The organism is uncultured Butyricimonas sp. (assembly GCF_959596855.1).
Taxonomy (GTDB): domain Bacteria; phylum Bacteroidota; class Bacteroidia; order Bacteroidales; family Marinifilaceae; genus Butyricimonas; species Butyricimonas muris.
Window position 1 is genome coordinate 87,895 of record NZ_CAUFYA010000004.1, and the last position, 12,569, is coordinate 100,463.

At 43.4% G+C, this 12,569-nt stretch carries 9 protein-coding genes; 4 read left to right on the plus strand and 5 right to left on the minus strand.

Features of this window, described 5'->3' with window-relative positions; all coding sequences use genetic code 11:
* The first annotated feature begins 24 nt into the window (after positions 1-24).
* Positions 25-717 (plus strand): bifunctional demethylmenaquinone methyltransferase/2-methoxy-6-polyprenyl-1,4-benzoquinol methylase UbiE, encoded by a 693-nt coding sequence (ubiE, locus tag Q5866_RS03075; RefSeq protein ID WP_303178708.1) that lies wholly within the window; start codon positions 25-27, stop codon positions 715-717.
* A gap of 34 nt (positions 718-751) precedes the next feature.
* Here ubiE and Q5866_RS03080 read toward each other — a convergent pair whose 3' ends face one another.
* The 3 genes from Q5866_RS03080 to Q5866_RS03090 form a co-directional block, all read right to left on the minus strand.
* Positions 752-2,041, minus strand: a complete 1,290-nt coding sequence (locus tag Q5866_RS03080; RefSeq protein WP_099293750.1) for an arginine deiminase family protein — start codon at positions 2,039-2,041, stop codon at positions 752-754.
* Positions 2,042-2,564: 523 nt separating this feature from the next.
* Positions 2,565-3,317, minus strand: a complete 753-nt coding sequence (locus Q5866_RS03085; protein ID WP_099293748.1) for a BT1926 family outer membrane beta-barrel protein — start codon at positions 3,315-3,317, stop codon at positions 2,565-2,567.
* Between the two features lie 61 nt (positions 3,318-3,378).
* Positions 3,379-5,550: a hypothetical protein gene (locus tag Q5866_RS03090; RefSeq protein ID WP_186976265.1), complete on the minus strand. Its 2,172-nt coding sequence runs from the start codon at positions 5,548-5,550 to the stop codon at positions 3,379-3,381.
* Positions 5,551-5,736: 186 nt separating this feature from the next.
* On the opposite strand from Q5866_RS03090, the gene Q5866_RS03095 reads away from it, so the two are divergent.
* Entirely contained in the window at positions 5,737-6,093 is a 357-nt protein-coding gene (locus Q5866_RS03095) for a helix-turn-helix transcriptional regulator (protein ID WP_176555135.1), read from the plus strand.
* Positions 6,094-6,518: 425 nt separating this feature from the next.
* Here Q5866_RS03095 and Q5866_RS03100 read toward each other — a convergent pair whose 3' ends face one another.
* Entirely contained in the window at positions 6,519-8,999 is a 2,481-nt protein-coding gene (locus tag Q5866_RS03100) for an endonuclease MutS2 (protein ID WP_303178714.1), read from the minus strand.
* A gap of 36 nt (positions 9,000-9,035) precedes the next feature.
* Entirely contained in the window at positions 9,036-9,740 is a 705-nt protein-coding gene (locus Q5866_RS03105; RefSeq protein WP_303178716.1) for a DUF1573 domain-containing protein, read from the minus strand.
* A 117-nt stretch (positions 9,741-9,857) separates the two neighbouring features.
* Here Q5866_RS03105 and rpsO point away from each other — a divergent pair, with 117 nt between their 5' ends.
* Both rpsO and pnp read left to right on the plus strand, forming a co-directional pair.
* Positions 9,858-10,127 (plus strand): 30S ribosomal protein S15, encoded by a 270-nt coding sequence (gene rpsO / locus Q5866_RS03110; protein ID WP_099293740.1) that lies wholly within the window; start codon positions 9,858-9,860, stop codon positions 10,125-10,127.
* A gap of 121 nt (positions 10,128-10,248) precedes the next feature.
* Positions 10,249-12,486 carry a polyribonucleotide nucleotidyltransferase gene (pnp, locus tag Q5866_RS03115; RefSeq protein WP_303178719.1) on the plus strand — a complete coding sequence of 746 codons (2,238 nt, stop codon included), beginning with the start codon at positions 10,249-10,251 and terminating at the stop codon, positions 12,484-12,486.
* Positions 12,487-12,569: the final 83 nt, after the last annotated feature.

The following is a 12,569-nucleotide window of genomic DNA, read 5'->3' on the forward strand; positions in this document are numbered from 1 at the left end:
GCCGTTGAAATAAATGAAAAAATAATGGCAAAGAAAGAAAAGGTACAGGAGATGTTCAACGGAATTGCGCCCAAGTATGATTTGTTGAACCACTTGTTATCTATGGGGATTGATAAACGTTGGCGGAGAAAAGCGATGAAAGTGGTAGGAGCCGGGCGGAAAGAGTTGGTGTTGGATATCGCTTGCGGTACGGGTGATTTTTCTATCGAGGCGTTGAAGCATGGCGTGAAGCGTGTGATTGGGGCGGATATATCCGAGAATATGTTGGTTGTTGCCCGTGAGAAAGCGAAAAACAAGGGACTGGCAGACCAACTCGATTTCCAGTACGGGGATAGTGAGAATCTTTCGTTCGGGAATAATACTTTTGATGCCGTGACAGTGGCTTTCGGCGTACGTAACTTCGAGCACTTGGAGCAGGGGTTGACGGAAATGTGCCGGGTGTTGCGTCCCGGGGGAAAGGTGGTTATTTTAGAATTTTCCACGCCTGAAAGATTTCCTATGAAACAGCTATACAATTTTTATTTCAGAAATATACTGCCTTTCGTGGGAGGGATTATTTCCGGTAACCGGAAGGCTTACGAGTATTTGCCGGCTTCGGTATTCGCTTTCCCTCAAGGAGAGAAGTTCTTGGAAATCATGCGTCGTTCCGGCTATGCTAATGTTTCTCAGCAACGGTTGACGTTCGGAATCGCCAGTTTATATATCGGGGAGAAATGAAAAAAGCCTCCGTTCGGAGGCTTTTTTCATTTCTTTACCACTCTACTTCATCCCGGTTGATCGGCATGGTCATGCATCTGGCACCTCCTCCTCCGCGGGGAAGTTCCGAACCTTCAATGGTAAGCATGTATTTGTTGTAGTTCTTTAAATCTACTTTATTGCTAATCACGTCACAAGCGCGGATAATCTCGAACCCGGCGTTGCTCATGGCTTCCACGGTATAATTGTTACGAGCGTAACCGATGACTTTACCCGGTGCCACGCAGAAGAAGTTTGCACCACTGTGCCATTGTTCTCTTTCCATGTTCCAAGTTTCGTCCTCGCCGCCACAATACACGGGCTCCAAGTCCATTCCCAGTTTTTTCAACGCGTGTAGCAAGGTTTTCTCCCTGCGGATACTGATTAATTTGCCGTGTTGAATCTTGATATGCACGGTCTGGTAGTTGCCCGGGCTCATAATCAGGGGCTCGTAAACCATACATTTGTCTTTATCCAAGAAGGTAAATACCATATCCAAGTGGATGAATGATTCTGGAGAATGGGGTAATTCCTGTACCAGAATATGTTGTACTTTATCTTCGTTCCGGTTGATGAAGTTATACATCAGTGCATCGATACCGCGAGTGGTGGTACGTGCCCCGTTACCGATTACTAAAATATCGTCACGAGCGATCAGAACGTCACCTCCCTCGATTGTTAATTTGCGGGTGGGGTCGTTTGTCGTGTTCAAATTAAGGGTGCGTGTTTTGAACCCGGGGGTGAAATCAAAAATAGACTGCATAATCACGGCTTCACGATCGCGTACTGCATTTGCCATGCGGCCGATGAGTACCTCGTTATACATGCTCATGGATGCATCGCGAGTGAAGAAGAAATTATGCAACGGACGCAGGTCATACCAATCTTTATTCAGGAATTTGGTCAACGTGTCCCGTTTCATTTCCACCCCTTCGATGAGTAAACGGGCTAAATCTTCTGCATCTTCATCCAATAATTTATCCTTGATCGAACCTTTGGGTGTTTCTTCCGCGATAAAAGGTTCTATTTTTTCGATGCGGTTGAGCACTTCCAACTTGATGGCATCGTCCTTTAAAATGTTCGTCAGCAAGTCTCTTACTTGATAAGTTTTCGTGATCTTACCCAAGACTTCACTGAGCTGTTTGTATTCTTTTCGTGCAATTGATAGATTTAAAATATCGCTGTAGAGCGCTCTCTCAGCGTTTTCAGGAGTCATGTTTTCTACCTCCTCGCCTGGTGTATGGAGGATAACTCCATTCAGTTTTCCGATTTCGGATTGAACATTTACCTCAACAATCTTAGACATAAATTGGTTTTTTTGATTACATGACAAAAATACGATATAATGAATGATAAACCTTATAAATCACCACTATAATTATGCAAAAGCTGAAAATAATTATGCACGGCGGGAGAAAAAAGGAGAAAGGGATACACTCGGTATCCCTTTCAATATCTCGAAGAGTTGTCCGGCCTCTCCGAGCTGGTTGCATTTTCAAATATTTTAAATGTATGAATACCTCTTTCTACTTGGCTTTTCGAAAGGAATCCGATACATGATATTTTCAAAACTAGGCTAAACACTCGTACGACGCAAAATTATAACATTTAATTTAGAAATACAAATAATATTCTACATAATCGCTTTGGGGAATTTCGTTTGCGAAATGGTGACTCTGCCGCCTGTATCGTGTCAGATTAATATTACTCTTTTCCCTGTAAAAAATCTTTTGTCAGCTATATTTTATATAAAAGAGCGAGGATGTGTCAAAACATCCTCTGCTACTCCCGGGAAAGACTCCCGTACGTTCTGGTTGCAATATAATTTGTTAGAATCGGAATCCGATTTTCAACATTGGGTTAGACAAAAAGTCGATACCGTGTCTGTCTGAAGATAGAAGTTTTAATCCGACTTGCGGGCGAATATTGTACACCGTGTAGTCGTATGCCAACGGGCGTATTTCGATTGAAATGAAAAATGCTTTCGAAACGAAATAATCGAAGCCGGTCACCCCGGCTACCCGGTAGCCGAATGCTTCCCCGACGGATTTACCCAAGTAAGATTCGTCGTCGGCTTTTGCCGTTTGGCGTCCGTAGGAAAACCCGAACTCACCCCCGTAGCGGAAAAATAACTTATTGTATTTGGTTTTCACGTAACGTTCAGCCCCGAGTACCACGGAATATTTCAAATTATCTTTCGAGGTTACGAATTTGTAATCCGGGACGTCCCCTTCTTCAAATTTTCCCTCGGTGCTACTGCCGGGAACGGCTTTGTACTCGGGGTTGTTTTTGAATGAGAATCCTCCCATCGCTTTCAATGCCCATTTCTCTGCAAACATCCATTTGAACTCGAAGTTCAAGGATAGCTGTTTGTCAAACCAGCTGGTTTGAGGTGCAGAGATATTGTAGCTGCTTAGATTCGGAGCCGGGGCTTCCATGCCGACAAAAGAACCCACGCCCAAGTTCAAGGAAACTGCCTTGTCTCCTTTCTTCGGGGTGACATCTTCTTGCTTCTCTTGTGCATTCGCCAGCAGAACCGAACCCGTCATGATGATGGCAATTGTCAATACTCTTTTTAACATATTAGAATAGTGTTTGTTTTCATCGGGCGATTAACGCCCGATGATGTGTTCGTCAGTATTTTTATTCAGCTTCTTCCAAAGAGTCGATAACTCCTTTCAAACGGTCAACTTCTGCTTGGTTATATACGATGATTTCTTGCAGGTTCTTGATTTCTTGTTCAAGTATTGCAATTTCATTCCTCAAGGTTTCATGACCTCTATTAACGATTTCGTCTTTCTCAGCCTCTTCTGCTGCTTCGAATTCTTTGATTAGGGCTTGATTTTCCTCAATGGTTTCAGTGTATGTGGCGATATTTTCGTTACACTCTTTGATTTTAGCTTCGATACTTTCCTTGTACTCTGTCAGAGAACCATCATTGATTAACTCCTCGTATTTAGTGATTAAGGCATCGTAAACAGCTTTTTCACTCTCGATGTTCTCTCTTTCTTTCTTGATAGCCGAGTATTCAGAATCTTCTATTGCTTTTTCTGCATCTTCAACAGCTTTTACGGATGCTTCCAAAGTTTCTTCGGCAGTGGCAAAAGCTTTCTCTGCTTTTTCTTTATCAGCTAAGAAATCGGTAAGAGTTTTGTTGGCAGCCTCTAGTCTCTCTTTGAAATTAGCTTCAGCTTCTTCTGCGTTATTAGCGTTACTTTCCGCTATTGCGATCTTGTTTTGCAATTCACCGCCCTCTTTCACGGCTTCCATCGTGTCGTTGTAAGTCTTTTCGGCTTTTTCCATTGCAACCACTGCTTCAGCTAAAGTTTTTGCATTTTTCTCGATTTCTTTATTTAACTCTTCGATGCTATCTTTTGCTTCTTTGAGTGCGGCTTCGTTGTCGTCGTGTGCTTTTTTAGCGGCATCGTAAGTTATTTTTGTTTCAGCTGCCAGTTCCTCTGCGATTTTTAACTCTCTTTGGTATCCGGCGATTTCATCGGCACTTAATGACTCGTCTTTTAAAAGCTCGGTTAGCCGTTTTACTTCGGCGAGATGGTTGTCATACACGCCTTTTTCTGTTTCCATTTTTTCTTTCAATGCAGCTTGTTTCCCCTCGCAAACAGCTTTTTCCTCCGTTGCTTCAGCTAATTCTTTTGTCAATCTTTCTGCTTCCTTTTGAATAGGTTCAACAGCTTTTTCAGCATTTTCTTTGGTGGCGAATAATTCCGGAATACTGGTCTTTGCTTTTTCTAAAGCAACCTTTGCTTCTGCTAATGTTTTTGCCGTTTCGGCGGTTGCTTTTTCTAACTCTGCTTGTTTTTTCTCGATATTGGTAGTAACCCCGTATTCAAATTCCGGGAACTCGTTGATGATATCTTGTTTAGCTGAATTTAGACCATTTTCAGCATCCTCGTACGCTTGGGTTGCCTTTTCTAGCTCTTCTCCAGCTTTGTTTTTTGCATTGTTAGCGTTGCTTTGATTTTTTTTAGCTGCATCTAGCGCTGCAAGCAATTTGCTTTGGTCGGCTTGTAAGTCGATTAATTTTAAGGTTAAATCGCTGTATTTTTTATCCAACGCTTCTTTTTGGGCGTTTAATTCTTCAACTTTTTTAGATGCTTCGTCTTTAGTCACATCTGTGTTGTTTTCCATCCATGTTTCCAGTGCTGCTTTAGCCTCCTCGATATTTTTTTGTGCTGTGGCAATTTCTGTTTGCAGCCCTTTCACGTAGCCATCATAACCGCTGTTAATCGTTTTCTCTTTCGTGGCAATTTCCTGTTGTTTTTGGGAAACTTTAAGTTCTGCACCGCGCAACTTATTTAATGCTGAAGTGTATTGATTGTACACTTCAATAAGTCCCGAGTTTAATTTGCCATCGATGATAGCTTGGTTTAATTTGTTTTGGAATTCTTGTAATTTGTAGGCGGCTTTTGCCTCGGCTACTTGGTATTCCAGTTCGTTCAACCGTTGTTGGTATTCGAATTCCAAACGAGCTTGCTCCACTTCTTGGTTGATTCTCTCGATTTCTGCACGGATTTGTTCAGCCTCGGCTTCGGTCTTCGCGGCTTCAGCTTGGGCTTTCAATTTCTCTATTTCGATACGTGCAGCCTCGTTTTTGGCGTCATTTTCCGCTTTTAATTTCTCTGTTTCGGCTAAAATCTTTTGGGCTTCGCCTTGTGCTTTTATCATTTCGGCTTGAGCTTGCAACCATGCAGTTTTTGCCGTACGCATTTGTTCAACTGTTGCAGATTCTTTGTCGTCCACGCAAGAGAACATTACCATAGTTATTAAAACAACTAGTAAACCAATTTTTCTCATAACACTTTTTTTATTAAACATTGAATAATTCTATAGGTTTATTTATACAATAACAAGTGAATTGTTGTATTAACTTTACAAAAGTATGGTATAAAATTTACTTATGCAAGAATTGTGCAACATTTTTGTGATTATATAATACAGATGGCGGTTCTTTTGTCTGTATAATTCTCGTATTTTTATTCCATGAAATTAGATATAGGAGAGATAATAAGGCAAGAATTTGAGAAGAGTGGTTTGAGTATCAGTCAATTCGCTCGGATGATTAATAAGGAGAGGACAGTTGTGTACAATCTTTTCAAGCGTCAATCAATTGATACACATCTGTTGTATCAAATTTGCATGGTGTTGAATGTCGATCTGTTTCGCGTATTTTCGGAGTGTTTAGGAGAGGAGAATAAAGTTATTGGTGCAGACCGTGTGAATGAGTTACAAACGACTTCTTCCAAACGGAAAGTCATGTTGGAAGTGGAATTGGATGATATGGAATATGACCGAATCATGCAAAAAATGTTTGAAAAAAAGAAAGATTTAAGTCGTTGATTTTTCATGTAGAATTCCCGTGTTCACGGTATGATCAATAACTTTATTATTATTGGTCATGATAATACTGTATATTGGTATATGCTTATTTCAAAAATGCAAGATAAACTCTTGTCAAAAAATTTTTACAGTTTTTCTTCCTTGTTCGAGGTGAATTTCTGTCCAATTCAGTTATCGGGCTAGAATAGACTATAGTTATACCATGTATTTTGCTATTATTAAATTTTATTCAAATTCAATTTAAATTCTATTATTCAACCTTTGTAATAGGGGATGAATGGGAGTTGAATGGGAATTGAATGGGAGTTGATATTAATCAAGTACAAGTCACGTATATTAAATATATTTATTATTTAACTTATTTTGACTTAAACACGAGAGAAATTTGGTTCTCTCGTGTCCACTATTTTAGTTTGGCGTGTTTTTCAGATATCCAGTTTGACAACCGTGATTCCTGAGCCTCCCATTTGCACGTGTTCGTCCCCGCAATGACCGACGACGGGATTCGTTCTCAAGTAATCCCTGATAATCTGCCGAAGGGCACCGGTACCCGTCCCGTGCAGGATACGCAAGTCTTTCATGTTCAGCATGACAGCCGAGTCTATAAATTCGGCTACTTTCATGAGAGCCTCGTCCCCCCGCAACCCGCGGACGTCAATTTCCGGCTTGAAGTCCATGCGTTTCTGGCTGATGTTTTCCAGATAGGACGAGGTGCTTTGCCGCGGCTTGCTTTGTGCTATTTTTTTTGCCACGCTGTTGGATACTTTTGTTAGACGTTCCGTTTTCACGGTTGTCATCAGTCCGCCTAGGGCAATCACGGCGCTTTTATCATTGATTTCGATAATTTCGCCGATAGCTTTATTGTCAAGTTGCACGAGATCTCCTTTATTGAGCGCGAGTGTTTTTCGGGTTTCTTGTTCCGGCGTGGCGGTTTGCGGTTGTTTTCCCCGTTCTTGACGTTTCTTTTCCCGGTTCTTCAGTTTCTCGATCTTCTTTTGAAGACGTTCTTCTTCGCCTTGTTCTTCCGCGAGTAGGCGTTGTTTTTCTTCTTCAAAGGCTGCCTTTGCCAATTTCGTTTGCTCTTTTTCTGCTTGGCTTTCCTTGATTTCCCGGATGGTTCTCTCTATCGTGCTGTTTGCACCGGATATGATTTCCTTTGCTTTTTCCTGCGCTTCCTTGATGATCTCTTTTCTTAATTTGGAAGCATCATCCAGTTCTTTCTTGTAACGTTCCAGCACTTCTTCAAGGCGTTTTTCGTTGTCGTGAATGCGTTTCCGTTTTTCTTCCCAGTACCGTTTGTCCCGTAGGATTTCTTTCAAGTGCTTGTCGAAGTTGACCCTGTCTTCCCCGATTTTGCCGGCGGCATCGTCGAGAATCTCCTTCGGGAGCCCTATTTTCTTGGCTATCTCGAACGCGAAAGAGGAACCCGGTTTGCCGATTTCCAATTGGAACAAGGGAAGCATCCGGTGGGAATCGTATAACATGGCACCGTTCACGATGCCCGGGGCAGAGGAGGCAAAGTGCTTCAAGTTAGTATAGTGGGTAGTGATAACTCCTTTCACTTGGTTCTGGTTCAAAGCGTTCAGTATTGCTTCTGCAATGGCTCCTCCCAGCATGGGTTCCGTGCCCGTTCCGAACTCGTCGATTAGGATTAATGTATCGTCTGACGCGTAACGCACGAAATTTTTCATGTTCACCAGATGGGAACTATATGTACTCAAATCGTTTTCGAGTGATTGTTCGTCACCCATGTCAATAAGTATCTTGCGGAATATCCCGAATTTACTCGATTCTTCCACGGGTACGGGAATGCCGCATTGGAACATGTACTGCAAGAGTCCGGCGGTTTGCAAGCAAACGGATTTACCCCCGGCGTTAGGGCCGGAGATTAGGACGATACGTTGTTCCTCGTTGATCTCGATATCCAGAGGTATGACTTCCTTGCCGTTGGCTTTTAAACTAAGGTATAACAGGGGATGTTTTGCCTTGTACCATAACATCTCGGGACGATTCTCGAAGACGGGTACGATAGCGTTTACCCGAATGGCGAAAAGAGCTTTCGAGCGAACGAAGTCCACGAAAGCCATGAAATCGTATGCCGGGATCAAGTCGTCGATATAGGGACGTATGTCATCCGCGAACTGGCGGAGGATACGGGTGATTTCCCGTTTTTCTTCTAATTGCAACTCCCGGATCTCGTTGTTGGTTTCGATGATTTCCGTGGGTTCGATATATGATGTTTTTCCGGTTGTCGATTCGTCATGCACGATACCGTTTATTTTTCGTTTGTAGGCGGCGGGAACGGGAATAACCATTCTGCCGTCACGGATGGATATGTTCGTGTCTTTGTCCGCCCAGCCCTCTTCCTGTGCTTTCTGCAATAAGGCTTGCATGCGGCGGGATATTCCGGATTGTTTTTTGGTGATACTATGCCGGATATTCGCGAGAGCGGGGGAGGCGGAGTCTTTTATCGTGCCGAATTTGGAAACGATGGAATCCAGACGCTGCAATATATACGGGAATACACGTATGTCCCCGGCACGAGCGACCAGTGAAGGGTATTGTTCCTGTTTGTTGTTGAAAAAACGGGTAATGGCGTTCAATGATTCCAGCGAGTTTTTTAGTATTACCAGTTCGTTTACTTCCAGAAATAGCCCTTCGACTCTTACGCGAGCGAGAAAAGGACGGGCATCGTGATAATAAGATACCGGGAAATTCTCTTCTTCCTGACAGATGCGTGTAAATTCCGCTGTTTCGGAGAGTGAGGTGCGAATCCAGTCCGCGTTGGATGAAAACGTGATATTGTCTACCAGCTCACGTCCCATGTCACTCAGGCTGTTGTTGCTGATAAGTTGTCTTATTTTGTCGAATTTTATTTTTGTCTCGAAATTTTCAGGATAAACCATACTAATTGAAAATTGAAAATGCAAAATTGAAAATGATTAATAAACAAGGGAGAAGTTGAAGCTCTCGCCTTGACTGGTTTGGATTACAAGTCGATCGGCGGGAGAGAACGCGGTGTTCTCGTTTCCGGTGTAGCGGATGATGAGGTTGCCGATCATTCCTTTCTCCATGGTGAAGGGGGTGTAATCTACTTCTAGGTAGTCGGGTTTGACGATGGATGTAATGGATATATTTTTTTTGCCGGTATTGATCATATTCACGATTTGTTGTTTTGTTTTTAATTGGTTTATGGAGATGGTATCCGTGTTGACGCGTAACTCTCCCGCTGTGAAGGGATATTCTTTATCTATGTCCGCGGGTTTGCCCACGACTTCTCCGTTTAATTTTAAGACAAGATTGGGCGGGGTGCCATTGGTGTACACGATAATTTTCTTGGAGAAGGTACCGGGGCGGTCTTTCGGGTTGAAGACCACGGAGATGGTTCCGCTGTCCTGTGGCAGGATCGGACGGCGGTTCCATTTTGGAACAGTACATCCACAAGTCGTTTCCACGTATTTTATTAGTAACGGTGCTTTGCCCTTGTTCACGAATTTGAAGTTATACGTGATTTTCCCTCCGGTTTCCTGTACCAGACCCGCATCGATCGTGTTTTTCTCGAACGCAATCTTGGCTTTCTGCCCGAACGCGAGAGCCGGAATGAATAGCATGATGAAGTATATTAGTGTTTTCCCTTTTCTGATCATGTCGTTGTAATTTTGAGTACAAAAATACAAAAAGGGATGGAAAAGATTGTTTGATGTCGGAATAAAGTATATCTTTGCGGCGTTAAAATAATTTTTAAATTTAAAGAACTGAACATCATGTATTTGACATCAGAAAAGAAAGAAGAACTTTTTTCACAGTACGGGAAGTCTAATAAAGATACCGGCTCTGTTGAGTCACAAGTAGCTTTATTTTCCTACCGTATCGCTCATTTGACCGAGCATTTAAAGAAAAACCACAAAGATTTCGCTACTCAAAGATCTTTGATTAAATTGGTTGGAAAACGTAGAGCGTTGCTTGATTACATGAAGAAGAAAGATATCGAGAGATATCGTGCTATCGTGAAAGCATTGAATTTACGTAAGTAATTACATACCGGACGCTCCGGGTTACCCGGAGCGTCTTTTTATTAAAATCCTCCCCTCCTCCTCCTTTTATCTTAAAGAATTCCGTTAAAATGTTTTATATTTTAACAGTATTATTATTTCTATGAATGTAATTGAAAAAAGCATTACCCTGAAAGATGGTAGGGTAATTACGCTAGAGACCGGGAAGCTCGCCAAACAAGCCGATGGGGCTGTTATGTTGAAGATGGGCGATACGATGCTTCTGGCTACGGTTGTTTCTGCACAGGATGCAGGTCCGGACGTGGACTTTATGCCTTTGTCCGTGGATTATAAAGAAAAGTTCGCTTCTCTGGGACGTTTCCCGGGAGGATTTACTCGCAGGGAGGGAAGAAGTTCCGATTACGAGATTCTGGTATCCCGTTTGATAGACCGCGCGTTGCGTCCCTTGTTCCCGGATGATTACCATGCCGAGACTTTCGTGCAGGTAACATTGTATTCGGGCGATGCCGAGACGATGCCGGATTGTTTGGCAGGATTGGCAGCATCTGCCGCTATTGCCGTGAGTGATATTCCTTTCCACGGACCGATTTCCGAAGTTCGTGTAGCTCGTGTGGATGGCGAGTTGGTGATCAACCCGACCAGAAGCCAATTGGCGACGGCTGATTTGGATATTATGGTTGCCGCTACTTACGAGAATATCATGATGGTGGAGGGTGAGATGAACGAGGTGTCCGAGAAAGAGATGCTGGAGGCTATTATCTTCGCTCACGAGGCTATAAAAGATCATTGTCGGGTGCAAGAGGAATTGGCAGCAGCTGTCGGTAAAGAGAAGCGGGTTTACAGTCATGAAGTGAATGACGAGGAACTTCGTAAAGATATTTGGGCTAAATGCTATGACAAGGCTTACGCTATGGCCCGCCAGTGCAACGCGGATAAACATTTGCGCGAGAGATTGTTCACTCAGGTGAAAGATGAGTATTTGGAATCTCTTCCGGAAGAGGAGAGAGAGGCGAAGAAGATGCTTGTCGGTCGTTATTATCATGACGTGGAGAAAGAAGCTGTACGTAGAATGATTTTGGACGAGGGTTTGCGTCTGGACGGTCGTACTACCGATCAGATTCGCCCTATCTGGTGTGAGGCAGGTCCTCTACCCGGACCTCACGGATCGTCTGTCTTTACCCGCGGTGAAACACAGGCATTGGCTACCGTTACTCTGGGAACCAAACTCGATGAAAAGATTATTGATGAAGCCACGGAACAAGGAAAAGAAAAATTCTTGTTGCACTATAATTTCCCGCCGTTCTCTACAGGTGAGGCAAAGCCTTCCCGCGGTGTGGGACGTCGTGAAATAGGTCATGGAAATTTGGCTCACCGCGCGTTGAAGCGTATGTTGCCGGATGGTTATCCTTACTCCGTGCGTATCGTTTCGGATATTTTGGAATCTAACGGTTCGTCTTCCATGGCTACCGTGTGTGCCGGGACATTGGCATTGATGGATGCCGGTATTCCAATCAAGAAACCGGTAACGGGTATCGCGATGGGATTGATTACCGATAATGAAAAATATGCCGTGTTGTCGGATATCTTGGGTGACGAGGATCACTTGGGGGATATGGACTTCAAGGTAACCGGAACCGTGGATGGAATCACCGCTACCCAGATGGATATCAAGGTTGACGGACTTCCTTACGAGATTCTGGAGAAAGCTTTGGAGCAGGCAAAACAGGGACGTTTGCATATCATGAATATTATCAAAGAAACCTTACCTGAGCCTCGTCCGGAGTTGAAACCGCATGCTCCGCGTATGGTGACTCTCACGGTGGATAAAGACCAGATCGGTGCTATCATTGGTCCCGGTGGAAAGATTATTCAAGATATTCAAGAGAAATCTGGTGCCGTTATCGTTATCGAAGAAGTGGGTAATCAAGGTATCGTGGATATTTCTGCCAGCAACGCCGAGGCTATCGAGATCGCGGTTGCCCGTATCAAAGCTATCGCTAGCAAGCCGGAGATCGGGGAAGTTTATGAAGGTGTCGTGAAAACGATCACTGCATTCGGTGCTTTCGTTGAATTTATGCCCGGTAAAGACGGATTGCTGCACGTTTCTGAAATCGATCACAAACGTATTGAAAAAGTGGAAGATGCCTTGAAAGAAGGTGATAAAGTTCGCGTGAAATTGATCGATATAGATCCTAAAACCGGTAAGTTCAAACTTTCCCGGAAAGTGTTGCTTCCGAAACCCGAAGGGATGGAGCAACAAAACGATCGTCCCCGTGGTGATCGTCAGGATCGCGGAGATCGTCAAGACCGCGGCCCAAGACAGGATAGAGGTCCTCGCCATGACAGAGGTCCGAGACCGGAAAGAAGAGATAGAGAATAGATAGAAAGGGGCGTTAAGCCCCTTTCGTTTTTTATATAATTCCCTTCAACTCTAAGTTGAAAATAGATTTTGATTTATATTAT

Bases quoted from the DNA above. Each gene is read 5' to 3' on its own strand.
- ubiE (WP_303178708.1), top strand. From the start codon at position 25: ATGGCAAAGAAAGAAAAGGTACAGGAGATGTTCAACGGAATTGCGCCC.
- Q5866_RS03080 (WP_099293750.1), bottom strand. From the start codon at position 2,041: ATGTCTAAGATTGTTGAGGTAAATGTTCAATCCGAAATCGGAAAACTG.
- Q5866_RS03085 (WP_099293748.1), bottom strand. From the start codon at position 3,317: ATGTTAAAAAGAGTATTGACAATTGCCATCATCATGACGGGTTCGGTT.
- Q5866_RS03090 (WP_186976265.1), bottom strand. From the start codon at position 5,550: ATGAGAAAAATTGGTTTACTAGTTGTTTTAATAACTATGGTAATGTTC.
- Q5866_RS03095 (WP_176555135.1), top strand. From the start codon at position 5,737: ATGAAATTAGATATAGGAGAGATAATAAGGCAAGAATTTGAGAAGAGT.
- Q5866_RS03100 (WP_303178714.1), bottom strand. From the start codon at position 8,999: ATGGTTTATCCTGAAAATTTCGAGACAAAAATAAAATTCGACAAAATA.
- Q5866_RS03105 (WP_303178716.1), bottom strand. From the start codon at position 9,740: ATGATCAGAAAAGGGAAAACACTAATATACTTCATCATGCTATTCATT.
- rpsO (WP_099293740.1), top strand. From the start codon at position 9,858: ATGTATTTGACATCAGAAAAGAAAGAAGAACTTTTTTCACAGTACGGG.
- pnp (WP_303178719.1), top strand. From the start codon at position 10,249: ATGAATGTAATTGAAAAAAGCATTACCCTGAAAGATGGTAGGGTAATT.